The organism is Undibacterium sp. WLHG33 (assembly GCF_049544815.1).
Classification (GTDB): domain Bacteria; phylum Pseudomonadota; class Gammaproteobacteria; order Burkholderiales; family Burkholderiaceae_D; genus Undibacterium.
The window spans coordinates 1,162,175-1,187,654 of the sequence record NZ_CP186697.1; the positions used below are offsets into that span (position 1 = coordinate 1,162,175).

The following is a 25,480-nucleotide window of genomic DNA, read 5'->3' on the forward strand; positions in this document are numbered from 1 at the left end:
TCTGATTTAATGTAAATCAGCGTGCGCTGATGAACAATAAATTTGCTGTCCTCGGATCACGGCTTCAGAGGCAGGTAAATAAATCTGGCAATGCGCACAGCAAACCATGGTTTCTGTTGCCTGCGCTGATGTTGCCGACCGGTCGAATGCAGCGCCGGATGTCGTCTCCGCATCCCGGCTGCGTATGCTGTCCTGCATCAAAGGTCTGGCTTTTTTACGGATTGCCAGAATCACCAACACTGCCAACACCAGCCACATCAGCAATTTCATACCAGACTCCTGTGCAACACCACTTCCAGCACGAAACGACTGCCGACATATGCCAGCAGCAAAGTCAGGAAACCGGACAAAGTGAAATTCAACACCGTTTTTCCACGCCAGCCGCGCCACCGGCGCCCCACCAGCAAGATGGCAAACAGCAACCATGACAACAGAGAAAGGATGGTTTTATGATCCCATTTGAATGCCACACCAAGCACTTGCTCAGAAAATACAATGCCGGACAATACGGTCAGACTCAGCAATACAAATCCCACGGAAATCAACCGGAACAACACCTTTTCCATCGTCAGCAAGGCCGGCAGCTTATCAATTGCCGCACTCAGCCATGGCCGCAAAGCCTGCGAACGCAATTTATGTAAATGCTGATCCTGCAGGCTCATGATCGCGGCATGAAACGCCGCAATCGTCATTGTGCTGTAGGCCAGTAAGGCAATGCTGACATGCCACGGGAACATGGCCGTTTTGCCTGCCAATGCAATCATCGCCCCGGGGAAGAAGGCGGGTAAGACAGAAAATCCTGCAGCAGGCGGAAATAATAAAAATTTCAAGCCATCGAGTGAAAAATTACGATTTTCTATCAGGTACACAGAAACAGTCACCCAGAGCGCCGCTGATAACATCGTCGCAAAACCGATACGCAAAGCATCATCCGCGAACACGGCCAGCCATAATGAGACGGCATGCAGCAACCAGGCAAGGACGCTGATCCCCGCACCCAGAATGCGTTGCCGGAAGGGAATGAACGCAGCGGCCAGATAGAGAGCGACCACCAGAAAAGATAAATAAATATGCATCGGCTAAGTTTACACCATGTCGCCCTAAAAATTGACGTTCGCTGTCACCACGGTTGCAATTGAGATCCAAGGAAACTGACAGGGCTGAAAAATCCCGCAACTCTTGAGTACATCAGAATTAATGACAAGAATGCGCTTTTTTTGAACTTTTCAGATTTTTTTGCAACTAAACTCTCTGCGTCCAGTATTTCTATACTGAGCCAAGGGATAGACTCACTTCGTTTTCTTACCTTTCGATAATAAAACCATGAAAAAAACACTCATTACGCTGGCTGTTCTGAGCACCGCCTCAGTCGCCTATGCTGACGAAGGCATGTGGATGCCACAGCAGTTGCCACAAGTAGCCAAAGAGCTGAAAGCCGCCGGTTTAAAACTGGATCCGGCAAGCTTAACCAAACTGACAGAATTCCCTATGGGCGCCATCGTCAGCCTTGGTGGTTGTTCAGCTTCTTTCGTTTCGCCGCAAGGTCTGGTGGCGACCAACCATCATTGCGTCTACGGCAGCGTGGCTTACAACTCCAAACCTGAACGGAATCTTCTCGCAAACGGCTTCCTTGCCAATACGCTGGAAGAAGAATTGCCGGCAGCACCAGGTTCACGTATTTTTGTCACCAAAGAAGTGACCAACGTTTCTGACAAAATCATCAGCAAAGATGTTGCGAAACTGGAAGGCAAAAAGCGCGTTGACGCGATAGAAAAAAACTCCAAAGCGCTGGTAGCCGAATGTGAGAAAGATGCCGGTCATCGTTGCAACGTCTATCCTTACTATGGCGGTCTTGAGTTTTACATGATCAAACAGATGGAAATCCGCGACGTCCGTCTGGTACACGCACCTGCCGAAGGCGTGGGCAAATTCGGTGGCGACACCGATAACTGGATGTGGCCACGCCACACCGGCGACTACGGCTTCTACCGCGCATATGTCAGCAAGGATGGTAAAGCCGCTGACTACAGCAAGGATAACGTTCCTTACGTTCCTAAACATTATCTGAAACTGGCAAAAGACGGCTTGTCTGAAGGCGATTTCGTCATGGTACTGGGCTACCCTGGCCGCACCAACCGTCACCGTCTGCCATCTGAAGTCGCGTATACATTCGACTGGAGCTACCCTGCATTCGTCAAAGCTTCCGGTGAGTCCCTCGCGATCATCGCTAAAGAAACTGCCGATGATCCTGACGCTAAACTGAAATATGCGAGCCAGGTTGCCGGTATCAACAACTACTACAAAAACCGTCAGGGCATGCTCGACAGTTATGCTGGCAGCGATTTCCTTGCGCGCAAAACCAAAGAACATGAAGAGCTGAAGGCATGGGTCAACAGCAATCCCGCCCGCGCAAAAGAATTTTCCAGCGATATTGCGAATGTTGAAAAACTGATCGCTCAGCGCGACGCGCAAGGCAAACGTGAGTTTTTCCTCGAGCGTTCATATCCGCGTCTGCTGAGCACTGCCCGCAGTCTGTATCGCCTGGCAAATGAAACGACGAAACCGGATGCTGAGCGTAAAGCCGGCTATCAGGTCCGCGACCTGCCACGCTTTAAAGCAGGTGTGGAAGCAGTTGAGCGCAACTATGTCGAGAAGGTCGATAAAGCGCTGGTACTGAACAGTCTGAGCCAATATGCTGCACTGCCAAAAGATCAGCGCAGCGCCAACTTCGATGCGGCGATTGGCATCAAAGACGGCATGAGCGAAGCTGACCTGAAAGCCTTGCTGGATAACTTGTATGCCGGCAGCAAACTGGGCGATAAAGCGACACGTGCAGCATGGCTGAGCGCCAAGCCTGAAGACTTCAAAGCCAGCAACGACAGCTTCATCAAAGCAGCGGTAGCAATGTATGAAGGCGGTCTGAAACGCGAAGCGGAAGACGAAGAACTGGCAGGTAAAATCCAGCAAGCCTATGCCAACTACATGAAAGCAAAAATTGCCTTTATGAAGAGCAAAGGACAAGCGGTTTATCCTGATGCGAACAGCACATTGCGTGTCACGTTCGGTAAAGTGGCTGGACGCGATCACGGCACAGCCGATGGTCTGGCATGGTCTGCATTCACGACCGTCAACGGCATCCCGCCAAAAGCCACAGGCAAAGGCGAGTTCAATGCCCCTGCGGCACAACTGGCGGCAATCAAAGCCAAAGACTTTGGAAAATATGTTGATCCTAAGCTTAAAGCAGTACCGCTCGCGTATCTGGCAACGCTCGATATCACTGGCGGTAACTCCGGTTCTGCTGCGCTGAATGCGAAAGGTGAATTCATCGGTTTGGCCTTTGACGGTACACTCGACTCCATCATCTCTGACTGGGATTACAACAAAGCTAATACCCGTTCTATCCAGGTCGATCTGCGCTACATGCTGTGGCAAATGAAGCATGTCGATAAAGCCGACAAACTGATTAAGGAAATGGGCGCAGAATAATTCGCCTTGCTTCTTATCAAAAGCCACGCTGATCGCGTGGCTTTTTTTATTGTTATGCAGGATTACCGGCGATGACCCGCGAAGACCGGTCCTTCATGCAGCATCGCCTGTCGTTTCCTTGACTTTCTCTGCTTATTTCATACATTGATATCAATTCTGTGCAACAAGCTTCCCCTTAGCGAACGCCCGCTGCACGAGTTAACTGATTGGTGAGCAGCCAGACTGACACCGACATCCATCAAAGCACAATAAAGATAAGGACGAGACATTATGAATCTGCTGAATCTGGGAAAAATGCCATTTTCATTTCATGGCGGCTGGGATACGGTAAAGAAAATTCACCCTTCTGTTGTCAGCAGTTTTTTGTTGCTGGTACTGCCATGTTCACTGATCCCTCCGCTGGCACTGCTGTACGCAGGCAGTCATCATGCTGCCCTGTACTGGGTTAATGCACCTTATCTGCGCTGGCTGGATGTAGCTGTCGTGTTCTTTGCCATGGAATTACTGACCGTACCGCTGATGGGCTGGCTGATCCGTAAGCTGGCGGAAGATCATCAGGTGACGATCGACTTTCAGGATGGATTTCTGCTGGCCAGCATTACCGCCGTGCCGATGTGGTTGTCCAGCCTTGGTTTATTATCCGGTGATCTGTGGCTGGTGATCGCCTGCGTGGTCATGGGGCTTCTATTGGCTGCCAGCGTGCTGTATCACGGCCTGTATGCGATTTTGAAATTAGAAGATACCGTTGATGCACAGGTCATGGGCTACAAAATTTTCTCTTTTGGTGGCATCGTCTGGATCATGCTCTGCAGTTTCGTTGCGTTACCACTGATGTGGTAAAACCTGCCGCTAGGCGAGCTAACATACGTTAGCTCGTCGCCGCCGTCCCCTGATGCCGGACATGCTGCATCTCAGGCTACATGTCCGGCGTCGCATTACCAGATACTCCCCCCTCTTTTTTCGCAAAAAGCCTTATTGTCGGCATCAATAAAAGGCCTGTTCAGATACTCCCCGGAGTATCTGAACAGGCCGGAAGTCCCCACATATCCTGCATTTGCCTTGCCGCGCCTAGTTCCAATGACGAATAGACGCCTGTTCGCACAACTCTTAGCATGCTCAGGATCATTCCAGAGAGCAAATCATGAAACGCAGAACCTTTATCTTCACCAGCCTGGTCCTCAGCAGCTGGGTGATACTGCCGGCGTCAGCACAAGTGAGCAATCTCAGTGACGCGATCAATAAAGCCGGGCGACAGCGCATGTTGGCACAGCGGCTGGCGAAAGCCTATCTGCAGTTAGGCATGGATATCGATACCGAACACGCCAGAAAAATTCTGGATCAGTCCTTATCCGTATTTGATCTCCAGCTGGTGGAGTTACGGACCTTCGCGCCGAATCCCGACATCAAATCGCGCCTGAGCGAAGCCGAAAAAATATGGCTCGATTACAAACAGCTGCTTGTCGGGAAAGCCCCCAACAAAGCCGATGGAAAAAGTATTCTGGTTTCGAGTGACAAACTGATGCAGCTCGCAGATGACAGCACCCTGCAACTGGAAAAAATCGCCGGTAACAGTAGTGGAAAATGGGTGAATCTGGCTGGCCGGCAGAGGATGTTGTCGCAAAAGATGGCGAAGCTGTATCTGGGCCGGCAATGGAATATTGCACCGGCGGATACCGGCAGTCTGCTCAGCAACGCACGCAAAGAATTCATTGCTGCCCAGAGTGCCCTGAAAAACGCACCTGTCAACACCGCAAAAATCAGAGATGAGCTAGAACTGGCGCAGCAACAATGGTTATTTTTCGATCATGCGCTGCAACAAGCGGATGATAGTAAAACACAGCATCAGTCAGCCACCAACGTGGCCACCAGCAGTGACAGAATTCTGGAGCAGATGGATAAAATCACCAGCCTGTATCAGCAACTTAGTTAACGACGTCGGGCACACGTTTTTTGCGGATGACAACGTCAGTGCAGACTGATCGTTATGAATTCAGCTGATATTTTTTCAGTTTGTCTTGCAGCGTATTCTCAGAAAGGCGAGACTGCACCCCGTCAGCGCGACGATCGTCTGCCGCACACACAGCAACAGCACGGACATCAAGGCTTCGTTCGCTTCCTTTTTTCCGGCATGCAGCCTGTATCCGGCAAGGAAGGCGGATTTTATGCAACGTCTGCATTTGAGCCACAGGTATTTCTGTGAATTCGCAGAGAGGATGCAGTGATCGGGTAAAATGGCGGATTGTTTTGCTCCGGGCGACTGACCGTCACCGGGCAATCGCTTTCAAATTGCTTTTTACCCAAGAAATTCTACTCGTTCGCTATGCTTGATAACCTTACCCAGCGCCTCGCCAAAGTCGTGAAGACTATGCGCGGCGAAGCCAGACTGACCGAATCCAACACAGCCGATATGCTGCGCGAAGTACGCATGGCGTTGTTAGAAGCGGACGTTGCCTTGCCTGCAGTCCGCGAACTGATCGCCCGCGTCAAAGAAAAAGCGATGGGCGAAGAAGTAATCTCTTCACTGACTCCCGGTCAGGCATTAGTCGGTATCGTTCAGAAAGAACTCGCTGTATTAATGGGCGCTGATCTTGGCGAAGAAGCCTCGCAACTCAGCTTCGCCTGCCAGCCACCGGCGATTATTCTGATGGCGGGTTTGCAGGGTGCTGGTAAAACAACGACCGTCGGTAAGCTCGCCAAATATCTGCGGGAACAGAAAAAGAAAAAAGTGCTGACGGTTTCTGCCGACGTTTATCGTCCGGCCGCGATCGGCCAGCTGCAAACCGTGACCGCGCAAGTCGGAGCGGATTTTTTCCCGTCCACACCGGATCAGAAACCAGTCGATATCGCCTTAGCCGCTCTCGATTACGCAAAAAAACATTACCACGATGTGCTGATCGTCGATACCGCCGGTCGTCTTGGTATTGATGAAGCGATGATGCAGGAAATCGCTGCCGTGCACGCTGCCGTTCAGCCTATCGAAACCTTATTTGTCGTTGACGCGATGCTGGGGCAGGATGCGGTCAATACTGCCAAGGCATTTAATGATGCTCTGCCTCTGACGGGTGTCGTGCTGACCAAGCTCGACGGTGATTCGCGCGGTGGTGCGGCTTTGTCGGTTCGTTACGTCACGGGTAAGCCGATTAAATTTGTCGGCGTCGCAGAAAAACTGGATGGTCTGGAAGCTTTTGATGCGACCCGTATGGCCAGCCGCGTGCTCGGTATGGGCGACATTCTGGCGCTGGTCGAATCAGCGCAAAAAGGCATGGACGTCGCCGCGGCACAAAATCTCGCGCATAAAATCAAAGACGGCGGCAAGTTCGACATGAACGACTTCAAAATGCAAATTTCGCAAATGAAGAATATGGGCGGGCTGTCAGGACTGATGGATAAATTGCCCGCACAAATGCAACAGGCTGCCGCCGGTGCGAATATGGATCAGGCGGAAAAATCCGTGCGCCGCATGGAAGGCATTATCAATTCCATGACACCACTCGAACGCGCGAAACCGGAACTGATTAAAGCCTCACGCAAACGCCGCATTGCCGCCGGTGCCGGTGTGCAGATACAAGAAGTCAATCGTATGCTCGCGCAATTCGAACAAATGCAGTCTATGATGAAAAAATTACGCGGTGGCGGCATGATGAAAATGCTGCGCGGAATGAAGAGCATGATGCCGGGAAAACGCTGATTTTCAGGCACTCAGTACTCGAGTAAAAATGGCCGTATCAGAGGTAAAAACCTGCTGATACGGCTTTTTTTTGGTTAGAAATCCAACGAAGCGGCATTTCCTGCATTTTTTCTTAAAAAACGCACAAAAAACACTTGCATCACCGTGGAAACCGCACCACTATGGGCGATGCGTGAAGTGACGCAATGCAGGAGCTTTTCAAAACGATCAAAGCTCCGTCCACAAAATTGTGAAGGAGGCTATTTATGGCAACAGCAGCAAAAAAACCGGCAGCGAAAACAGCTGCAGCACCAAAAAAGGCAGCAGCAAAACCTGCAGCAGAACGTAAGCCAAACGCAGCGTTCATGAAGCCAATGACAATTTCCCCAACACTCGCAGCAGTGATCGGTGCCGCACCGATTCCACGTACTGAAGTGACGAAAAAAGTATGGGAATACATCAAGAAGCATAACCTGCAAGACGCTGCTAACAAACGCAACATCAATGCAGATGACAAGCTGAAAGCCGTGTTCGGTGGTAAAGCACAAGTCTCCATGTTTGAAATGACAAAACTCATTTCCGGTCACCTGTCCTGATTCATCAGGAACAGCAACCGCAGTTGCGTTGGGAAACTTTATGGGAAGATAATGTCCCATCCCAAACAAAAATGCCCGCATCGCGCGGGCATTTTTGTTTTCTGCAGCTCTTTCCTGAGTGCAGAGCTCAGAAACGCTCTGAACTATTTTTTATATTCCCAGTTCTTCCAGTTTGCCAGTACGGCATTCGGGTATTCCGGCTTACCACGGCTACCGTTATAACGCCCCAGCGCCATGTACAAATCGCCCTTTTCCATATCCATATACAAGCGCAGGATAGAGCAGCCATAGCGCAGATTGGTCTGCATGTGAAATAACTTGGTCGCGTCACCATCACCGATGCTGCGCGCCCAGAACGGCATCACCTGCATATAACCGCGTGCGCCGACCACCGAGGTCGCATATTTACGGAATGCCGATTCTACCTGCATCAGGCCCATGACCAGCGCCGGGTCCAGCCCGGCACGTTTGGATTCATACCATATCGTTTCCAGCAACTCGATGCGCGTCTGATAATCAGGTATCCGCTTTTTGAGACGTGACGACATTTCGCCCAACCAGTGCAGATAGCTGATGCGCTCTTCTATTGTATTAAAGCTCGGTTTGGGCGGGCGCGGATCAGAAATCGCTTTCGACAAAGCCAACCGGACCGAATCCGCCAGAGCTTCTTCTTTCTGATTACCGGCTTGCGCAGGCATGGCGTACAACAATGCTGCCCATACACTGAGCAGCAGAATGATCCATCGGGATAACAGCAAAATCGCTTTCAACTTCTTAAAAATGAAGAATTAGGGGGAGTATCTGTCATTTCATGCCTATCGTCTGAATAAACAAAAGGGAGTTTTAAGATACTCCCCCCAGTATATTTAGACGCTTTAAGCCGCAATCAGCTTGCTCTGCACAAAAGCCAGCATCTCAGCAACCGGAACGTTAGTCGCTTCAGTATCGCGGCGACCGACGTATTCGAGTTTGCCTTCTTTCAGACCACGGTCACCAATCACCACACGATGCGGCACACCGATCAACTCCCAGTCAGCAAACATCGCACCCGGGCGTTCACCGCGATCATCCAGAATTACATCGATACCAGCCTCCAGCATCGCCGTGTAGAGCTTTTCGGTTTCCGCTTTGACCGCCTCGCTGCGATCCATACCCATAGGGCAGATCACCACTTCAAACGGAGCCAGCGCTGTTGGCCAGATGATGCCTTTTTCGTCGAAATTCTGTTCTATCGCCGCGCCGAGAATACGGGTTACGCCAATACCGTAGCAACCCATCTGCAGTAATTGTGGTTTGCCGTTTTCGTCGAGGAAGGTCGCTTTCATATCTTGCGAATAGCGGGTACCAAGCTGGAATACATGGCCGACCTCAATCCCACGTTGGATCGCCAGCACGCCTTTACCATCGGGGGAAGGATCACCATCGACCACGTTACGGATATCCATCACCAGCGGTTCTGGCAAATCACGTCCCCAGTTCGCACCGGTGAAATGGAAATCGGCCTCATTCGCGCCGCAAACAAAATCGGCCATATTGGCCACCGTGCGATCGGCGACGACGTGGACAGGCTTTTTAGTATTGATAGGACCGAGGTAACCTGGCATTGTGCCGAACCATTCGACGATTTCCGCTTCGGTAGCAAAACGGTAATTCGCCAGACCGGGTATTTTGTTGGCCTTCACTTCATTCAATTCGTGATCACCGCGCAGCAGCAGCAGCCAGATTTGTTTGCCAGCTTCACCTTTTTCTTCATCATCCACCGCGAGCACGATCGATTTAACGGTGCTTTGCAAAGGAATGTTCAGGAATGCAGCAACGTCCTCGCACTTGGCTTTGCCGGGTGTCGCTGTTTTCGTCAGCGTTGCACTCGCGGCAGGACGGGTTGCTGACAATGCCACCGCCTCGGCCGCTTCCATATTGGCCGCGTAATCCGATGTCGGGCAATACACCAGCGCGTCTTCACCGGTTTCTGCAATCACGTGGAACTCATGCGAGCCAGAGCCACCAATCGCGCCGTTATCTGCGGCGACCGCGCGGAATTGCAGGCCAAAGCGCTGGAAAATCCGGGTGTAAGCGTCAAACATGATCTGATACGATTTCTTCAGACCTTCAACGTCGCGATCAAAAGAGTACGCATCTTTCATCGTAAATTCACGACCACGCATCAGACCGAAACGCGGACGGCGCTCATCGCGGAATTTGGTCTGAATGTGATAAAAATTCACAGGCAACTGACGGTACGAACGGATATCAGAACGCACAACATCGGTAATCGCCTCTTCCGACGTAGGCTGAATGATGTAATCGCGGCCGTGACGGTCTTTGACGCGCATCAGTTCCGGGCCCATTTTGTCCCAGCGACCGGTTTCCTGCCAGAGTTCCGCAGGCTGCACGACCGGCATCAGCATTTCAATCGCACCGGCGCGATTCATCTCTTCGCGGACGATATTTTCGACTTTACGAATCACACGCAAGCCCATAGGCATGTAGTTGTAAATGCCGGATCCCAGACGTTTAATCATGCCGGCACGCATCATCAGTTTATGGCTGACGATCTCAGCATCGGCAGGGGCTTCTTTAAGTGTGGAAATAAAAAATCGGGTAGCTCGCATGACAGTGATTCTTTTTAAATGGAAGGTTATAATCAACTCAATTTTAAAGGATTAGCTGGCTAATGCGCCCACTCTTTGCATATTTGATGAAGGAAACCGCGTTTTGTTCGCCAGACTGGCTGCTGCCCGGAATGAAATGGGCTCGCTTTTTGACGTAACCGACGCTTTCAATTGCAGGGACAAGCCGTGTAGCCACAGAAAGTTTTGAGGTTAGACATGCTCGATCGTGAAGGCTTCCGCCCTAACGTTGGCATAATTTTGCTTAACGCCAACAATCAAGTCTGGTGGGGAAAACGTGTGCGCGAACACTCGTGGCAATTCCCGCAAGGTGGCATTAAATATGGTGAATCTCCTGAACAGGCAATGTTTCGCGAGCTGGAAGAAGAAACAGGCCTGTTGCGAGAGCACGTCAAAATTATCGGCCGCACCCGCGACTGGCTCCGTTATGAGGTGCCGGATCATTTTATCAAACGTGAAATTCGCGGGCATTACCGTGGGCAAAAGCAAATCTGGTTTTTGCTGCGCATGGTCGGCCGCGATTGCGATATCAACCTGCGTGCCAGCAACCACCCTGAATTCGATGCCTGGCGCTGGCATGAATACTGGGTGCCGCTGGACGTGGTGATTGAATTTAAACGCGGCGTTTATCAACTGGCATTACAGGAATTATCCCGTTATCTGCACAGAAATGATCACCCCGGAGCCCAGCGCCAGCGCTCGCAGCGACAGCTGCAGAAGGCGAAGGAAAAATTGATTGAGCCCGGTAAACCTGAACAGGAAGAATCAAAATAATTTATGGCAAATGACTATCCATACCGTTCTGCCAAAAGCTGGTCTGGTCTGCTGCTGATCGCAGCCAGTCTGCATCTGCCGCTGACATACGCAACAGAGCTGGAAGACGATGACGCGAATAAGGAAAAACAGGAAGTTGCCCTGCAATTACCCGCCGCACCAAAATCAGAAAATCTGCTGCCTTTTTATAACAGCGGCACACAGACTTTTGCTATCGATAAGCAATCAGTTTCTGTCGAAAAAGATGGCTCCGTACGTTATACCCTGGTGGCAACGAGCAACAGCGGTGCCAAAAATGTCAGTTATGAAGCGATTCGTTGCGAAAGTTACGAAAGGAAACTGTACGCATTTGGCCGCAGTGATGGCAGTTGGTCAGCATCCCGCCGTAAAGAATGGGACAGAATTTCAAACGCCGGCGCGAATAAGCAGCATCATGTTTTATATACGGAGTATTTTTGTGATGGCAACACCATGGGCGGAAAAGCAGCAACGCTGGTCGATCGCTTAAACGGAAAACGCTCACCTTTTAATCGCTAGACAATCCCGTATGCCATACAAAAAAAGGTGCTCAGGCACCTTTTTTTACAGCACAACCAGATTATCCCGATGTATCAGCTCCTGCTCTTCAACAAAACCAAGAATGGCAGCAATTTCAGATGAAGGATGGCGCTTGATCCTTCTTGCGTCTGCACTCGCATAGTTTGACAAGCCTCTCGCAATCACCAGCCCTGCTTCATCTACGCAAGTAACGACTTCGCCGCGGCCAAATTCACCAATGACGTCCAGTACGCCTATCGGTAACAAAGATTTACCATCCTGCGTCAACTTCTGCACAGCACCAGCATCAAGGACAAGGGTGCCTGCAGTTTGCAAGTGATCCGCCAACCATTGTTTGCGTGCGGCAATCGGTGCCATGTCGGAAACCAGTTGCGTACCGATGGCTTCGCCGTTCGCCAGCCGTACCAGCACATTCTCTTCACGCCCCCAAGCGATCACGGTATGCGCCCCGGAGCTCGCTGCACGCTTGGCAGCCAGAATTTTTGTCAACATGCCACCGCTACCAACGTTGGAACCGGCACCTCCAGCCATCGCCTCCAGTGTTAAATCCCCAGCTTTCGCCTCATGGACAAATGTTGCGTCGGGATTTTTTCGTGGGTCTGCAGTATACAAACCTTTCTGATCAGTCAGAATAATCAAGGCGTCGGCTTCGATCAGATTGGCAACCAGTGCTCCCAGAGTATCGTTATCGCCAAACTTGATCTCGTCGGTGACCACCGTGTCATTTTCATTGATGATAGGAACGACACCGAAATGCAACAAGGTAAATAAGGTGGAGCGGGCATTCAGGTAACGTTCGCGATCAGCCAGATCCGCGTGCGTCAGTAAAATCTGCGCCGTACCGATGTTGTGCGCGCGAAAGCTGCTTTCATATATCTGTGCCAGCCCCATCTGACCAACAGCGGCGCAGGCCTGCAGCTCATGTATTCCGGTCGGCCGCTTTTCAAAACCCAGCCGCTGCCGCCCCTCTGCAATTGCGCCAGAGCTGACCAGAACCACTTCCTTTCCCATTTGCCGCAATGCGGCGATCTGCACAGCCCACCGTTCTATCGCGACCTTGTCGATACCTTTGCCGTCATTTGTTACTAGCGAAGAGCCTACTTTGATTATCAGCCGTTTGGCTTGCCGGATCACAGAATGCATAAAGAATAAAACCACCATCAATGGGAGGGAAAGTCTTAAATTATACTTTATGTGGAGTTGGCAGGATTAAACTAAATTTAATTCAGACTTCGCTTTTCTTTTCATACCAATATCCTGCAAAGATATTATTTCAATATGAATCAGGAATCCATTTCCCTATGCCTGACAAAGTAGCAGGCGAAAAAAAAGCCTGAAATTCAGGCTTTTTTGATTACTCGTCCCAGACTTTAAAGCGAGGATCATCAGGATCAATAGATAAAATCCCCTGCGCCTCTTCCTTCATCTTCGTCTCTTGCGAACGCTGTTCCTGTGTACGCTTCTCTTCGATATCTTTGTAAATCGCCATCACCAGATCTTCGCAACCTTCGCGGTTCAGTGCAGAAATTTCAAAGACAGGCCCTTTCCAGCCGAAACGTTTGACAAAGTCTTTGACTTTTTTCTTGCGCTCTTCTTCGCTGAGAACATCGAGCTTATTCAATACCAGCCAGCGTGGCTTGTTATACAAACTCTCATCATATTTACGCAACTCTTTGATCAGAGCTTTCGCATCCTTCACAGGATCAACGTTATCATCAAACGGTGCCAGATCAACAATATGCAGCAAAAGACCGGTACGCTGCAGATGCTTCAGAAATTGCACTCCCAGTCCGACGCCGTCCGCAGCACCTTCGATCAGGCCCGGAATATCGGCAATCACAAAACTCTTTTCATGACTGACACGCACCATACCCAGATTCGGATGCAGAGTCGTGAACGGATAATCTGCAATCTTAGGACGTGCATTGGATACGGCGGTGATGAATGTGGATTTACCCGCATTCGGCAATCCAAGCAAACCAACGTCAGCCAGCACTTTCAATTCAAGACGTAACTCACGCCGCTCGCCCTCTTTACCTTCGGTGCGCTGACGCGGAGCGCGATTGGTTGAGGTTTTGAAATGGATATTGCCCCATCCGCCTTCGCCACCTTTGACCAACTCTACCTGCTGACCATGCTCGGTCAAGTCAGCGATCACTTCGTCTGTATTGCGGTCTGAAATGACGGTTCCCACCGGCATACGCAGGAAAATATCATCAGCCCCCTTACCGTAGCAATCCGCACCCCGGCCATTTTCACCATCTTTTGCCTTGTGCAGTTTTGAATAGCGATAATCAACCAGAGTGTTGATATTACGATCAGCAACCGCCCAGATACTACCGCCACGACCTCCGTCACCACCGTCGGGACCACCGAATGGACGGAATTTTTCACGGCAGAAAGAGGCAACTCCATTGCCACCATCGCCGGCGATCACTTCAATTCTGGCTTCGTCAATAAATTTCATTTTTACCACCTAAAAAAGCTTGTATAAATCTTTGCTACCCAGATGGAACAACCGATTTATACAGGATTTCTTGAAACTAAAAAGGCTCTACCAATGGCAGAGCCTTTTTATCATACTGGCTTGCGCCTTAGCCTGAATTACTTCAAAACTTAAGCTGCAACAACAATTGCGTACTGATGCTTGGAAGCACCTTTAACAGCGAACTGTACTTTACCGTTAACCAGCGCGAACAAAGTGTGATCTTTGCCGATGCCGACGTTTTCACCTGGGTGAACACGTGTGCCGCGTTGACGAACAATAATACCGCCAGCATTGATAGTCTGGCCGCCGTAAACTTTAACGCCTAAGCGTTTCGACTCTGAGTCACGGCCATTGCGCGTGGTGCCGCCGCCTTTTTTGTGTGCCATTTAATAGCTCCTTGATACAGGTAATTAACAGATAACCGAGGATTAGCCGTTGATAGATACGATTTGCAATTCAGTGTAGTTCTGGCGGTGGCCTTGACGCTTCTGGTAATGCTTACGACGACGCATTTTAAAAATACGTACTTTGTCGTGACGACCGTGATCTACTACCTTAGCCAGCACCGTAGCACCTGCGACCAACGGAGTACCAAATTTAATTGTTTCTCCAGCACCCAATGCGAGCACTTGATCAATGGTGATTTCGGAGCCAATGTCTGCAGGTATCTGTTCTACTTTAAGTTTTTCACCAGCGACAACTTTATATTGTTTGCCGCCGGTTTTTATGACCGCGTACATGTGAAACCTCATCAAATAAATAAAAGGGATTTTCGCCCGCACCTCAAAAACCAGCTTGGGAATTCGGGAAAACCCCAAATTATACATAGACTTAGACCTAGCGTCAAAAACAATTTGCATATTTTTTCAGCAGAGAAAGTCACGCTGTCAAAAGCGGCTTGAGAAATTTCAAGAAGAATTAAGAAAACCGGAGCAATCTGGCGAATTGCATACTCTGTTACAGCGCAAATTTGATCTTGTCGTCGTATAATCTCGCGGTCTTGAATTAATTAGCAGGATTCTCCCTTGTCAGCCACTGCAAACCCAACCCCTTTCACCGAAGTGATCACCGCGGACATGTCCGCGGTCAACGGAGTTATTCGTCAGCAACTCTATTCTGATGTGCCACTGGTCAATCAGGTTGCCGAATATATTATCAGCGCCGGCGGTAAACGCCTGCGTCCAGTGCTGGTGTTATTGATTGCAAATGCGTATGGCTACCAGGGTAAATATCATCATGATCTGGCTGCAACAATAGAATTTATCCACACCGCCACTTTATTGCATGACGATGTTGTAGATGAATCATCGCTGCGCCGGGGCCGTCAGACTGCCAATGCCTTGTTTGGTAATGCTGCGTCCGTTCTGGTCGGTGACTTCTTGCACTCACGTGCCTTCCAGATGATGGTGTCAGTTGGCAGCGTTCCGATTATGCAAGTGGTCGCTGATGCCACTAATGTGATCGCTGAAGGCGAAGTGCTGCAACTGCTCAATATGCACGATCCGGACGTCACCGAAGAACGTTACCTGCAGGTGATACGCTCAAAGACAGCCAAATTATTTGAAGCGTCGGCCAAGGTCGGTGCGCTTATCGCCGGAGCGAATGAAGATCAGGTGGAAGCAGCGGCAGAATATGGCCGCAGCATCGGTACCGCATTTCAACTGATAGATGATGTACTCGATTACACGGGAAATGCTGAAGAAATTGGAAAAAACGTCGGCGATGATTTGCGTGAAGGCAAACCGACCTTGCCTCTGATTTACCTTATGAAACATGGCACAGCAGAAGAAAAGGAACTGGTCCGCACGTGTATAGAACAAGGTGATGAATCCAAGTTCGATAAAATTTTACATGCCATTACGCAGTCGGGCGCCCTGAATTATACGAAAGAAAAAGCAGTGGAAGCAGCGCTTAAGGCATCAGCAGCAGTCACTCACTTACCTGATTCTCCTTACAAAGAAGCACTTCTCATCCTGAGTCAGTTCGCGGTTCAGCGCAATCACTGAGCGTTAAAAACTCATTCAAATAGTATGCGATGCGAGGCAAACACAGAAATGTGCTTGCCTCGTTTTATTTGTGCACCACCTGATTCCAGAAGTATTTTTGCTGCATACTTACACACAAAGACAACAGTTCAGTTAACTGACCGCAGCTCAGATGTAAAAAAAAGTAGCATATCTTTACAAAAAAGAGCTTCAGTTGCATCATCGCAAAGCAACTCATTCATTTTGCAAACTTAACCCATAAGTCACTATGTCCGCTGCTCCACCAAACACTGCGCCGCAAGCAACTACACCGGGACTGGCCCGGGCTTTAATGCAAGGTAATTTGCTGACTGCGGCACAAGCCGACACCATAGTAAAAAAAACACAGACGGAAAAAACGGGATTTATCGACGGGCTGTTGCAAAGCAATCTGATCAGCTCTCGGGACCTTGCCACGTTTTGTTCAGAAACATTTGGCTACCCGCTGCTCGACTTATCGGCAATTGATGAGGGCCTGATACCAGACAAACTGGTCGACTCAAAACTGATGCAAACGCAGCGCCTCGTTCCTATTGCAAAAAAAGGAAACAAGCTGGCGTTGGCCGTATCAGATCCAACCAATAATTCTGCATTCGATCAGGTTAAATTTCAGACCAGCCTGGGCATAGAACTCATCATGGTGCAGCATGATGCGTTATTGAAATTGCTGGATAAAATCAGCAAGACGTCAGAGCAAAGTCTCAGTGACCTGTCTGCGGATGAATTCGATCTTGATTTTAAAGAAGAAGATTTAGGTCAGTCAGCAGCAGCGGCCGCAGCTGATGCGCAGGCGAATGAGGTCGATGACGCCCCTATCGTGAAGTTTTTACAAAAAATGCTGGTCGATGCTATCAATATGGGAGCATCTGATCTGCATTTTGAACCGTTCGAAAAATTTTACCGTATCCGCTTCAGGGTCGATGGAGAATTAAGGGAAATCGCCCAGCCCCCGCTGGCTATCAAGGATAAGCTGTCATCACGTATCAAAGTTATTTCCAAGCTCGATATTTCTGAGAAAAGAATACCTCAGGATGGCCGGATGAAACTGGTTCTGAACGCCAACAAATCCATCGATTTTCGTGTCAGCACGCTACCAACATTGTTCGGCGAAAAAATCGTTATGCGTATTCTCGACGGATCGCAGGCACAAATGGGAATTGATGCGCTGGGTTACGATCCGGATCAGAAAGAAATTCTGCTGAATGCGATTCAGCGTCCGTATGGCATGGTGCTGGTAACCGGGCCGACAGGTTCAGGTAAAACTGTGTCTTTGTATACTTGTCTGAATGTGATTAACAAACCTGGCATCAACATCTCCACTGCGGAAGATCCTGCTGAAATTAACCTGCCAGGTGTGAATCAGGTTAACGTCAATGATAAAGCCGGCCTTACCTTTGCTGCAGCGTTAAAGTCATTCCTTCGCCAAGATCCTGATGTGATTATGGTGGGTGAGATCCGTGATCTGGAAACCGCAGATATCGCGATCAAAGCCGCACAAACCGGTCACATGGTGTTTTCAACACTGCATACGAATGATGCGCCATCTACCCTGACTCGTCTGATGAACATGGGCGTAGCACCCTTTAATATTGCTTCGTCCGTCATTCTCATTACTGCGCAGCGTCTGGCTCGCCGCCTTTGTACTTGCAAACGTCCGGCGGAAATACTTGATGAAGTGCTGCTGGCAGCGGGATTCAAAGAAGAAGATCTGGACGGAACCTGGAAACCTTATGAGCCCGTCGGATGCGATCGCTGCAATGGAAATGGCTATAAAGGACGTGTCGGCATTTATCAGCTGATGCCAATTTCAGAAGCGATTGAGCGCATTATTCTGAACAATGGCAGCGCTATGGAAATTGAAGAACAGGCGCAACTGGAAGGCGTTCGTAATTTGCGTCAGTCTGGATTGATGAAAGTGCGCCAGGGCTTAACCAGTCTGGAAGAAGTACTCGGATGTACTAACGAATAATCGGAGAGCAGTTACATGGCAACTAATTCCGCCAAACCTATAAAAAAAACGAAAGACGTTCTCTATGCCTGGGAAGGTAAAGATAAATTCGGTAAGACAGTGCAGGGAGAATTACGTGCGGGCGGAGAAGCGATTGTTAATGCAACGCTGAGGCGTCAGGGGATTCTGGTTACCAAGCTGAAGAAAAAAACTTACAGTTCAGGTAAAAAAATTACCGATGCTGACATTACCCTATTCACACGTCAGCTTGCGACCATGATGAAGGCCGGGGTTCCATTGTTGCAGTCGTTTGATATTGTTGCCAAAGGAAATGCCAACCCCTCAGTATCCAAACTGCTGCAGGACATTCGCGGCGATGTAGAAACAGGGACCAGTCTGAATCAGGCATTCAGAAAGTTTCCTTTATATTTTGATCCGCTGTTCTGTAATCTGGTGGGTGCTGGTGAGCAAGCCGGTATTCTGGAAGACTTGCTGACCAGGCTGGCGATTTACAAAGAAAAAACCCAGTCGATCAAGAAAAAAATTAAATCTGCATTAACCTACCCGATTGCGATTCTGTCTGTCGCGTTTGTTGTGACAGCCGTGATCATGATCTGGGTGGTGCCTGCATTCAAAGAAGTCTTCACCAGTTTCGGAGCGGATCTGCCTGCGCCGACCTTGTTTGTTATGGCGATATCCGATTTCTTTGTCAAATACTGGTACATGATTTTCGGTGGTCTTTTTGCGGTCATCTATTTTTTCTTTCAGACCTGGAGACGCTCCTTACAAATGCAACGCACCATGGACAGGCTGCTGTTGCAGGCACCTATTTTCGGCGCCGTGATCAGAAAAGCGACAATTGCTCGCTGGACGCGTACTCTGGCAACCATGTTTGCGGCCGGCGTTCCTTTGGTTGAGTCACTGGACTCTGTTGGCGGTGCTGCGGGCAATGCAGTGTATCTTGACGCTACGATAAAAATTCAAACGGAGGTCAGTACCGGTACCAGCCTGACAGTCGCCATGCAAAATGCAAATGTTTTCCCTACGATGGTGACACAGATGGTTGCGATCGGCGAAGAATCAGGTGCACTCGATAATATGCTGGGAAAAGTTGCTGACTTCTACGAGGAAGAGGTCGATGAGGCCGTTGCGTCTTTATCGAGCTTAATGGAACCACTGATTATGGTGATTCTGGGTGTCATTATCGGTGGTCTGGTCGTCGCGATGTATTTACCAATTTTCAAACTGGGTTCTGTCGTCTGATGTTAGAAGAAATTTTTTTTGCACAACCCGGAAATGTCATCAGCACGCTCGTATTAGGCCTTTTCGGGTTGTTGGTCGGCAGTTTTCTGAACGTCGTGATTTATCGTCTGCCCAAGATGATGCAGCAAGAATCGGATAACTATATTGCGCATGAAACCGGCAAGGAATTACCTCATCAGGAACCTTATAACCTGACGGTACCGCGTTCTGCCTGTCCTCATTGCGGGCACAAAATCACGGCGCTGGAAAATATCCCCATCATCAGTTATCTGCTCATCGGCGGCAAATGCACGAGTTGTAAATCGCCTATTTCGATTCGCTATCCGCTGGTTGAGCTGGTCACTTGCTTGCTGAGCGCAGGTATGATCTGGCACTTTGGCAGCGGTATTGCGGGATTATCTGCCATGTTTTTTGCCTATTTCTTAATTGCGATGACACTGATCGATGCAGATACGCAATTATTACCGGATGATCTGACGCTCCCGTTGCTCTGGCTGGGCTTGCTGGTCAATCTGAATGGAACTTTCACTTCTTTGTCGTCGGCAGTGATAGGCGCGGTGGCTGGCTATCTATCATTGTGGTCAATTTACTGGCTGTTTAAACTGGCAACCGGAAAAGAAGGCATGGGCTATGGCGACTTCAAACTGCTGGCAGCTCTCGGAGCGTGGATGGGCTGGAGTATGCTCCCTGTCATCATCCTACTGTCATCCGTTGTCGGCGCTGTCGTTGGCATTGCTCTGATCGTCATGTCAAAAATGGGGAAAAATACCCCGCTTCCGTTCGGACCTTACCTTGCCGGCGCTGGCTTAATTGCTTTATTCTGGGGAAAACAGTTGTCCGCCATGTACCTGGGAAGCTTCTGATGACCGGGCGATTTTCGGTCGGCCTCACAGGAGGGATAGGCAGCGGTAAAACAACCATTGCCAATATGTTTGCCAAGTTTGGTGCGAGCATTATTGACACCGATGTCATAGCGCATCAACTGACTCAGCCTGGCGGCTTGGCCATGCCTTCGATACGTGAACAGTTCGGAGATAAATATCTGACTGACGATGGCGCGATGGACAGAACCAGAATGCGTGAGCTGGTCTTTGCTGACAACCAGCAAAAACAAAAGCTGGAAAATATCCTTCATCCTCTGATACGCCAAGAAACCGAAAAAGCGGCGTCTCTGGCCACCGGCGCTTATCTCATTTTTGTCGTTCCTTTACTGGTCGAATCAGCAAGCTGGCGCAACAAGGTAAGTCGTATCCTGGTGATTGATTGTGAAGAGCAAACGCAGATTCGCCGAGTGATGACGCGAAATAATTTAAGTGAGGAACAGGTACGTTCCATCATGCGGGCACAGGCGAGCCGCCAGCAAAGGCAGGAGGCCGCCGATGATCTGATCTTTAATGACGGCGATCTGAGTTTAATCAGCGACCAGGTCAGAGTGCTACATGAAAAATATCAATCTCTGGCAAAATCATTAATAAACAATCATCATAAAAAAGTGTGATGAAATAATTCCCGGCGAGAACAAAAAAAATTCACGTGGCATTTGTATTTTCTGACAGTATGGTTCAGAATCACGTGAAGCTAGAGTTGGCATAAATTTAAACAGGGATACTATTTTGATTGTTTACGAATACCCTTTCAACGAGCGTATTCGAACGCTATTGCGTTTGGAAGACCTGTACGAAAAATTTACTTTTTTCCTGCATCAGCCAGACCCTCTGCAACATCACATCGCGCTTGCAACCATTTTTGAAATGTTGGAAGTGGCAGGTCGTGCCGATCTGAAATCCGATTTACTGCAAGAGCTTGAGCGACAAAAACACACCCTAATCGGCTTCAAATCCAATCCCAATGTGCAGGCAGAAATGCTGGATAAAGTGCTTGACGATGTCGATCGCGTCAGCAGTGCACTCATTGCCTGTACCGGAAAGACCGGACAAAATATTCGTGACAATGAATGGCTGATGAGCATACGTGGCCGTACTATTATTCCCGGTGGCGCATGTGAATTCGATTTGCCCAGCTATCACGCCTGGCAAAAAAACACGACTGAAAAGCGATTTGCCGACATTACCGCCTGGTTTGCACCGATCGCCCCATTGTTTGATGCCATCAATGTGGTGTTACGTCTTTTGCGGGAGTCAGGTACTACCAGCAAAGTCATTGCGCAAGCCGGTAGTTATCAGCAGATGTTACAGGGAAAAGTGTACCAACTCCTGCGCGTCAATGTCGCTCGTGAGACTAGCGCTATTCCTGAAATTTCAGCCAACAAATATATGCTCTGGATACGCTTCATGTCACAAGACGGCGATATGAAACCCAAAGCATTTGAGAGCGACATTGCCTTCGATCTCACCCTCTGCAATTTTTAATTTCTGATCATGGCGACATTTGTCAATTGCCCCACCTGCGGTAACAAGGTGGAATGGAAAGAAAGCAGCCTGTGGCGTCCCTTCTGCTCGGAACGCTGCAAGCAAATCGACCTTGGCGCGTGGGCTGAAGAAAAATACACCATTCCCGCTGTCAACTTGCCGGAAGACCCCGAAGAAAACGCTTTAAATTAACGCTTTTGCGGTATGCCGTATTTGCGTAATTTTGTCGCAATCATGGAATGAGAAGTCGCCAGTCGAGCGGCCAGTTTGCGGCTCGAGGGATATTGTGGATAAAGGCGTTCAAGCAGCGCCCGTTCAAACGCTGATACCGACAAATCCCAGTTCTCTGCCGCATCCAGATTGACCTCATCAGCACTGATGCTGCCCTCCGCCCAATCTACATCAGCAGCGCCAAGCACCCGCTGATCCGACATCGTAATTGCCCGGAATACGACGTTTTGCAACTGCCGGACGTTACCCGGCCAGCGATTCGATACCAGTGCAGCACAGGCAGACGAATTCAGGCGACAAACCGGTTTTTGAGACTGTGTGCAGGCGCGCTCAATAAAATGTCCGGCCAACAGCAAAATATCATCAGGCCGGTCACGTAACGCCGGCATCTCCAGATGAAGAACATTCAGGCGGTAAAACAAATCCTCACGAAACAAGCCTTCTTGTACCATCTTAGGCAAATTCCTGTGTGTCGCACTGATTATACGCACGTTCACCCTGACTTCTTTATCGCCACCGATACGACGAAACTTACCGTCATTCAAAAAACGTAATAATTTCGCCTGCAGATACAATGACATCTCACCGATTTCGTCCAGAAAAACGGTGCCGCCGTCTGCCATTTCAAACAAGCCGGGTTTGCCGCCACGCTGGGCGCCGGTGAAGGCGCCGGACATGTAGCCGAACAACTCGCTTTCAGCAAGACTCTCAGGCAATGCCGCGCAATTCAGCTCAAGAAAAGGCGCGTTACTTCTGGTGCTGACACCATGGCATGCTTGCGCAAGTAACTCTTTCCCCGTGCCGGTTTCACCTGTTATCAGCAAAGGCGCATCCACCACCGCCATACGGGCTGCACGTTTTTTCAGAATACGCATCTGCTCGGACTCGCCGATCAGCAAGTCAAAGCCACTGCCGGCAGAATTCTGCAGGGCATGAATTCTGCCGCCGATACGGGTCGGGGCATGAAACGTCAGCACGGCACCAACGGAGCGCGATAAAGGAGCCAGCTCGGGAAGCAAGGGTTCCGATACCGGCGTCACATCCATAAAGAAAGGTTCGCCATACAAAGTCACTTCGCGGCTGGGAATACGAAAACCGTTCGCAATCAGCTCCTCTTGCAGCGCCGCGTCATCCAGCACCTGACTCAGGGTCAGTCTGCACAGCGCTGCTTCATCCATCCCCGCAACGGCCGCCGCAGCGGCATTAGCAATGACAAGATTACCGCTGCCATCAACTGCCAGCACCGGGTCCTCCATGACCGCCATCATGGTGTCGAGATGCAAACGGCGACGTATACCCGGCAGCACATCTATCACCTCAATCTGACCAACACCATCCACTTTCTGACAATCTTCCTGCAAGGCAGGAAGCATATAGTCCAGCAGCTCCGGGCTGTCGATATAGATATGGGGCGGGTCAACCTCCACTGCAATGACATTCAGACCGCGCCTGGCCAGCACCGCCAGAATTTCATGTGCGATGCCAACCCGGTCACGAAACTGAATATTAATGCGCATGAATTGATGAATGAATGTGGTGGAAAATTAATGCGGCTCAGGAGTATAGTCACGCGGACGCGCGTAGTGACTGCGAAAACTATTTGTTGCGGCCAGACCGCGCAAGCGCCCGAGATCAAATTGCTCGAGTTGCTCCAGCACGGCGCGGTTCACTGTCATCCTGACCTGTATCAGTAACAGATCCACGCTCTGCTGGCTAGGGTTACGGCATGAGCGCAAGCCGTCTCCGGCAAGGCGTACCTCACTCTCGGCAGCTTTACACATAGCGCGCTCTTCGGCTTCCACAAAGCAACGATAAACGTCTGCCAGTGTAAAGAGCTTGCTGCAGTCGCGGCAATGCCAGGCATCTTTCTCTTTACTGTCGCGCCCGACCAGACCATTCTGACTCAGAGTCGAGAGGATAGAACGTATCAGCCGCGGCGACTTTCCTGTCGTTTCCACCAGACTGCTGATACTCGTCGCTCTCGGCATCTCCATCATGATCTGCGCCAGCAGCTCAATTGCCGTGTAAAAACGCGTATTCAGATTCGCATCTGCAAATATCTGCGTTGATGACAGCAATTGTTCAAACTGACTCATACCAGTCCCTGAGGCATCACAACAGGACGATTGACACTGCCGTAACGATCCATGAACAAACCTTCGGTAGAAATTGCCGGACGCTTACCTGACACGATATCAGCAATGAACTGGCCGGAACCGCATGACATCGTCCAGCCCAGCGTGCCATGACCGGTATTCAGGAATAAATTACGGTAAGGTGTAGGGCCAACGATAGGTGTGCCGTCCGGTGTCATCGGGCGCAAACCGGTCCAGAATTCGGCCTGACTGACATCACCGCCACCGGGGAATAAATCATTGACCGAGAACTCAAGCGCTTCGCGACGCTCTTTGCGCAGATCGAGGTTATAGCCGGCAATTTCAGCCGTTCCGCCAACCCGGATGCGATCACCGAGGCGGGTAATCGCAATCTTGTAAGTTTCATCCATGACCGTGGATTCAGGGGCACGTGTCGCATCGGTGATTGGCACCGTAATCGAATAACCTTTAATCGGATACACCGGAATTTTGATGCCCAGATCGCGCAACAGGAAAGGGGAATAGCTGCCCAGCGCCAGTACATAACGATCCGCCTTGAATTCGCCTTCCGACGTGATCACAGAAGTAATCTCATCGCCTTCGTGTACCAGTTTCTGTATCGTTACGCCGTATTTAAACTGCACACCCAGCCCTTCTGCCAGTTTTGCCAGATTCTGCGTGAACTTAAAGCAATCGCCGGTTTCATCGCCAGGCAAACGCAAGGCACCGACAAATTTTTCCTGCACATTCGCTAATGCTGGTTCCACTTTCAGGCAACCCGCTTTATCCAGCGTTTCGTATGGCACATCATAGCGTTTCAGAATGGCGATATCGGCAGCGGCACCATCAAGCTGTTCCTGATTCCGGAATAACTGCAAGGTGCCCTGGGTGCGCTCATCATAAGAAATGCCTGTATCCGCGCGCAATTGCTGCAGCACATCACGGCTGTATTCCGCCATGCGCAACATACGGCCTTTATTCACCTCGTAGCGCGCGGTTGTACAATTCATCAGCATCTGCATGACCCAGCGCCAGGTATTGAGATCCAGCGTCGGCTGTATCGCCAGCGGCCCATGTTTCATCATCAGCCATTTGATCGCTTTCAGCGGCACGCCTGGTCCGGCCCATGGTGACGAATAACCTGGCGATACTTCACCAGCATTGCCATAACTGGTTTCCAGCGCAGCAGCTGGCTGACGGTCGATCACCGTGACTTCATGCCCGGCTTTCGCCAGAAAATAGGCGGAGGTGGTACCGATGACGCCGGAGCCGAGGATCACTACTTTCATATTATTTCTCCTGGATACTGAATACTGAATTAAGCGCGGATGCGTTGTTCGTCTATTGTTC

General features: G+C 49.9%; 26 protein-coding genes. 15 read left to right on the top strand and 11 right to left on the bottom strand.

Annotation, left to right across the window (positions count from 1 at the left end; genetic code table 11):
• Positions 1-6: 6 nt before the first annotated feature.
• Positions 7-270 carry a PP0621 family protein gene (locus ACOTSW_RS05280; protein WP_423681427.1) on the bottom strand — a complete coding sequence of 88 codons (264 nt, stop codon included), beginning with the start codon at positions 268-270 and terminating at the stop codon, positions 7-9.
• Positions 267-1,076 carry a cytochrome C assembly family protein gene (locus ACOTSW_RS05285; RefSeq protein WP_423681428.1) on the bottom strand — a complete coding sequence of 270 codons (810 nt, stop codon included), beginning with the start codon at positions 1,074-1,076 and terminating at the stop codon, positions 267-269. Before ACOTSW_RS05285 ends, ACOTSW_RS05280 begins: the two co-directional genes overlap by 4 nt.
• Before the next feature lie 247 nt (positions 1,077-1,323).
• Between ACOTSW_RS05285 and ACOTSW_RS05290 the strand changes: the two genes are divergently transcribed.
• From ACOTSW_RS05290 to ACOTSW_RS05315, 6 genes are all read left to right on the top strand, one after another.
• Positions 1,324-3,486: a S46 family peptidase gene (locus ACOTSW_RS05290; protein WP_423681430.1), complete on the top strand. Its 2,163-nt coding sequence runs from the start codon at positions 1,324-1,326 to the stop codon at positions 3,484-3,486.
• Positions 3,487-3,756: 270 nt separating this feature from the next.
• Positions 3,757-4,326, top strand: a complete 570-nt coding sequence (locus tag ACOTSW_RS05295) for a YIP1 family protein (RefSeq protein WP_423681432.1) — start codon at positions 3,757-3,759, stop codon at positions 4,324-4,326.
• A 301-nt stretch (positions 4,327-4,627) separates the two neighbouring features.
• Positions 4,628-5,416 (top strand): type IV pili methyl-accepting chemotaxis transducer N-terminal domain-containing protein, encoded by a 789-nt coding sequence (locus ACOTSW_RS05300; RefSeq protein ID WP_423681434.1) that lies wholly within the window; start codon positions 4,628-4,630, stop codon positions 5,414-5,416.
• A 54-nt stretch (positions 5,417-5,470) separates the two neighbouring features.
• Positions 5,471-5,686: a hypothetical protein gene (locus tag ACOTSW_RS05305; RefSeq protein ID WP_423681436.1), complete on the top strand. Its 216-nt coding sequence runs from the start codon at positions 5,471-5,473 to the stop codon at positions 5,684-5,686.
• A gap of 120 nt (positions 5,687-5,806) precedes the next feature.
• Complete coding sequence (gene ffh, locus ACOTSW_RS05310) at positions 5,807-7,174, top strand: signal recognition particle protein (protein WP_423681438.1); 1,368 nt, start codon at positions 5,807-5,809, stop codon at positions 7,172-7,174.
• A 245-nt stretch (positions 7,175-7,419) separates the two neighbouring features.
• Positions 7,420-7,749: an SWIB/MDM2 domain-containing protein gene (locus ACOTSW_RS05315; protein WP_423681440.1), complete on the top strand. Its 330-nt coding sequence runs from the start codon at positions 7,420-7,422 to the stop codon at positions 7,747-7,749.
• Positions 7,750-7,892: 143 nt separating this feature from the next.
• Here ACOTSW_RS05315 and ACOTSW_RS05320 read toward each other — a convergent pair whose 3' ends face one another.
• A complete protein-coding gene (locus tag ACOTSW_RS05320) occupies positions 7,893-8,447 on the bottom strand; it encodes a lytic transglycosylase domain-containing protein (protein ID WP_423682261.1) in 555 nt (184 codons plus the stop codon).
• A 177-nt stretch (positions 8,448-8,624) separates the two neighbouring features.
• Positions 8,625-10,361, bottom strand: coding sequence for a proline--tRNA ligase (locus ACOTSW_RS05325; RefSeq protein ID WP_423681442.1), 1,737 nt, complete (start codon positions 10,359-10,361; stop codon positions 8,625-8,627).
• Positions 10,362-10,577: 216 nt separating this feature from the next.
• Between ACOTSW_RS05325 and ACOTSW_RS05330 the strand changes: the two genes are divergently transcribed.
• Entirely contained in the window at positions 10,578-11,153 is a 576-nt protein-coding gene (locus ACOTSW_RS05330) for an RNA pyrophosphohydrolase (RefSeq protein ID WP_423681444.1), read from the top strand.
• A gap of 3 nt (positions 11,154-11,156) precedes the next feature.
• Complete coding sequence (locus tag ACOTSW_RS05335) at positions 11,157-11,690, top strand: CNP1-like family protein (protein WP_423681446.1); 534 nt, start codon at positions 11,157-11,159, stop codon at positions 11,688-11,690.
• Positions 11,691-11,735: 45 nt separating this feature from the next.
• On the opposite strand, the gene proB is transcribed toward ACOTSW_RS05335, so the two are convergent.
• The 4 genes from proB to rplU all read right to left on the bottom strand — a co-directional run bounded on the left by proB (position 11,736) and on the right by rplU (position 14,939).
• On the bottom strand, positions 11,736-12,854 hold the full coding sequence (gene proB / locus ACOTSW_RS05340; protein WP_423681447.1) for a glutamate 5-kinase: 1,119 nt from the start codon (positions 12,852-12,854) through the stop codon (positions 11,736-11,738).
• 211 nt (positions 12,855-13,065) lie between these two features.
• Positions 13,066-14,178: a GTPase ObgE gene (obgE, locus tag ACOTSW_RS05345; protein WP_423681449.1), complete on the bottom strand. Its 1,113-nt coding sequence runs from the start codon at positions 14,176-14,178 to the stop codon at positions 13,066-13,068.
• Between the two features lie 149 nt (positions 14,179-14,327).
• Positions 14,328-14,585 (bottom strand): 50S ribosomal protein L27, encoded by a 258-nt coding sequence (gene rpmA, locus ACOTSW_RS05350; RefSeq protein WP_423681451.1) that lies wholly within the window; start codon positions 14,583-14,585, stop codon positions 14,328-14,330.
• A gap of 42 nt (positions 14,586-14,627) precedes the next feature.
• Positions 14,628-14,939, bottom strand: a complete 312-nt coding sequence (gene rplU / locus ACOTSW_RS05355; protein WP_186882810.1) for a 50S ribosomal protein L21 — start codon at positions 14,937-14,939, stop codon at positions 14,628-14,630.
• Between the two features lie 285 nt (positions 14,940-15,224).
• Between rplU and ispB the strand changes: the two genes are divergently transcribed.
• The 7 genes from ispB to ACOTSW_RS05390 all read left to right on the top strand — a co-directional run bounded on the left by ispB (position 15,225) and on the right by ACOTSW_RS05390 (position 21,995).
• Positions 15,225-16,205: an octaprenyl diphosphate synthase gene (gene ispB, locus ACOTSW_RS05360; RefSeq protein WP_423681453.1), complete on the top strand. Its 981-nt coding sequence runs from the start codon at positions 15,225-15,227 to the stop codon at positions 16,203-16,205.
• Positions 16,206-16,452: 247 nt separating this feature from the next.
• Positions 16,453-18,192 (top strand): type IV-A pilus assembly ATPase PilB, encoded by a 1,740-nt coding sequence (pilB, locus tag ACOTSW_RS05365; RefSeq protein ID WP_423681455.1) that lies wholly within the window; start codon positions 16,453-16,455, stop codon positions 18,190-18,192.
• Between the two features lie 15 nt (positions 18,193-18,207).
• Positions 18,208-19,434, top strand: a complete 1,227-nt coding sequence (locus tag ACOTSW_RS05370; RefSeq protein ID WP_423681457.1) for a type II secretion system F family protein — start codon at positions 18,208-18,210, stop codon at positions 19,432-19,434.
• Entirely contained in the window at positions 19,434-20,297 is an 864-nt protein-coding gene (locus ACOTSW_RS05375) for a prepilin peptidase (protein WP_423681458.1), read from the top strand. The genes ACOTSW_RS05370 and ACOTSW_RS05375 overlap by 1 nt, the downstream gene beginning before the upstream one ends.
• Positions 20,297-20,932 (top strand): dephospho-CoA kinase, encoded by a 636-nt coding sequence (gene coaE / locus ACOTSW_RS05380; protein ID WP_423681460.1) that lies wholly within the window; start codon positions 20,297-20,299, stop codon positions 20,930-20,932. Before ACOTSW_RS05375 ends, coaE begins: the two co-directional genes overlap by 1 nt.
• 115 nt (positions 20,933-21,047) lie before the next feature.
• Complete coding sequence (zapD, locus tag ACOTSW_RS05385) at positions 21,048-21,803, top strand: cell division protein ZapD (protein ID WP_423681461.1); 756 nt, start codon at positions 21,048-21,050, stop codon at positions 21,801-21,803.
• A gap of 9 nt (positions 21,804-21,812) precedes the next feature.
• Positions 21,813-21,995 carry a DNA gyrase inhibitor YacG gene (locus ACOTSW_RS05390; protein ID WP_423681463.1) on the top strand — a complete coding sequence of 61 codons (183 nt, stop codon included), beginning with the start codon at positions 21,813-21,815 and terminating at the stop codon, positions 21,993-21,995.
• Here the strand turns inward: ACOTSW_RS05390 and ACOTSW_RS05395 are convergent.
• The 3 genes from ACOTSW_RS05395 to ACOTSW_RS05405 are packed head-to-tail and all read right to left on the bottom strand — an operon-like array spanning position 21,992 to position 25,419.
• The gene (locus ACOTSW_RS05395; RefSeq protein WP_423681464.1) at positions 21,992-23,551 is read right to left on the bottom strand and encodes a sigma-54-dependent transcriptional regulator; all 1,560 of its coding nucleotides are present in this window, start codon (positions 23,549-23,551) and stop codon (positions 21,992-21,994) included. The genes ACOTSW_RS05390 and ACOTSW_RS05395 overlap by 4 nt on opposite strands.
• 27 nt (positions 23,552-23,578) lie before the next feature.
• Positions 23,579-24,130, bottom strand: a complete 552-nt coding sequence (locus tag ACOTSW_RS05400) for a hypothetical protein (RefSeq protein WP_423681465.1) — start codon at positions 24,128-24,130, stop codon at positions 23,579-23,581.
• Positions 24,127-25,419, bottom strand: a complete 1,293-nt coding sequence (locus tag ACOTSW_RS05405; protein ID WP_423681466.1) for a D-amino acid dehydrogenase — start codon at positions 25,417-25,419, stop codon at positions 24,127-24,129. Before ACOTSW_RS05405 ends, ACOTSW_RS05400 begins: the two co-directional genes overlap by 4 nt.
• Between the last annotated feature and the right edge of the window lie 61 nt (positions 25,420-25,480).

Bases quoted from the DNA above. Each gene is read 5' to 3' on its own strand.
- ACOTSW_RS05280 (WP_423681427.1), bottom strand. From the start codon at position 270: ATGAAATTGCTGATGTGGCTGGTGTTGGCAGTGTTGGTGATTCTGGCA.
- ACOTSW_RS05285 (WP_423681428.1), bottom strand. From the start codon at position 1,076: ATGCATATTTATTTATCTTTTCTGGTGGTCGCTCTCTATCTGGCCGCT.
- ACOTSW_RS05290 (WP_423681430.1), top strand. From the start codon at position 1,324: ATGAAAAAAACACTCATTACGCTGGCTGTTCTGAGCACCGCCTCAGTC.
- ACOTSW_RS05295 (WP_423681432.1), top strand. From the start codon at position 3,757: ATGAATCTGCTGAATCTGGGAAAAATGCCATTTTCATTTCATGGCGGC.
- ACOTSW_RS05300 (WP_423681434.1), top strand. From the start codon at position 4,628: ATGAAACGCAGAACCTTTATCTTCACCAGCCTGGTCCTCAGCAGCTGG.
- ACOTSW_RS05305 (WP_423681436.1), top strand. From the start codon at position 5,471: ATGAATTCAGCTGATATTTTTTCAGTTTGTCTTGCAGCGTATTCTCAG.
- ffh (WP_423681438.1), top strand. From the start codon at position 5,807: ATGCTTGATAACCTTACCCAGCGCCTCGCCAAAGTCGTGAAGACTATG.
- ACOTSW_RS05315 (WP_423681440.1), top strand. From the start codon at position 7,420: ATGGCAACAGCAGCAAAAAAACCGGCAGCGAAAACAGCTGCAGCACCA.
- ACOTSW_RS05320 (WP_423682261.1), bottom strand. From the start codon at position 8,447: ATGCCTGCGCAAGCCGGTAATCAGAAAGAAGAAGCTCTGGCGGATTCG.
- ACOTSW_RS05325 (WP_423681442.1), bottom strand. From the start codon at position 10,361: ATGCGAGCTACCCGATTTTTTATTTCCACACTTAAAGAAGCCCCTGCC.
- ACOTSW_RS05330 (WP_423681444.1), top strand. From the start codon at position 10,578: ATGCTCGATCGTGAAGGCTTCCGCCCTAACGTTGGCATAATTTTGCTT.
- ACOTSW_RS05335 (WP_423681446.1), top strand. From the start codon at position 11,157: ATGGCAAATGACTATCCATACCGTTCTGCCAAAAGCTGGTCTGGTCTG.
- proB (WP_423681447.1), bottom strand. From the start codon at position 12,854: ATGCATTCTGTGATCCGGCAAGCCAAACGGCTGATAATCAAAGTAGGC.
- obgE (WP_423681449.1), bottom strand. From the start codon at position 14,178: ATGAAATTTATTGACGAAGCCAGAATTGAAGTGATCGCCGGCGATGGT.
- rpmA (WP_423681451.1), bottom strand. From the start codon at position 14,585: ATGGCACACAAAAAAGGCGGCGGCACCACGCGCAATGGCCGTGACTCA.
- rplU (WP_186882810.1), bottom strand. From the start codon at position 14,939: ATGTACGCGGTCATAAAAACCGGCGGCAAACAATATAAAGTTGTCGCT.
- pilB (WP_423681455.1), top strand. From the start codon at position 16,453: ATGTCCGCTGCTCCACCAAACACTGCGCCGCAAGCAACTACACCGGGA.
- ACOTSW_RS05370 (WP_423681457.1), top strand. From the start codon at position 18,208: ATGGCAACTAATTCCGCCAAACCTATAAAAAAAACGAAAGACGTTCTC.
- ACOTSW_RS05375 (WP_423681458.1), top strand. From the start codon at position 19,434: ATGTTAGAAGAAATTTTTTTTGCACAACCCGGAAATGTCATCAGCACG.
- coaE (WP_423681460.1), top strand. From the start codon at position 20,297: ATGACCGGGCGATTTTCGGTCGGCCTCACAGGAGGGATAGGCAGCGGT.
- ACOTSW_RS05390 (WP_423681463.1), top strand. From the start codon at position 21,813: ATGGCGACATTTGTCAATTGCCCCACCTGCGGTAACAAGGTGGAATGG.
- ACOTSW_RS05395 (WP_423681464.1), bottom strand. From the start codon at position 23,551: ATGCGCATTAATATTCAGTTTCGTGACCGGGTTGGCATCGCACATGAA.
- ACOTSW_RS05400 (WP_423681465.1), bottom strand. From the start codon at position 24,130: ATGAGTCAGTTTGAACAATTGCTGTCATCAACGCAGATATTTGCAGAT.
- ACOTSW_RS05405 (WP_423681466.1), bottom strand. From the start codon at position 25,419: ATGAAAGTAGTGATCCTCGGCTCCGGCGTCATCGGTACCACCTCCGCC.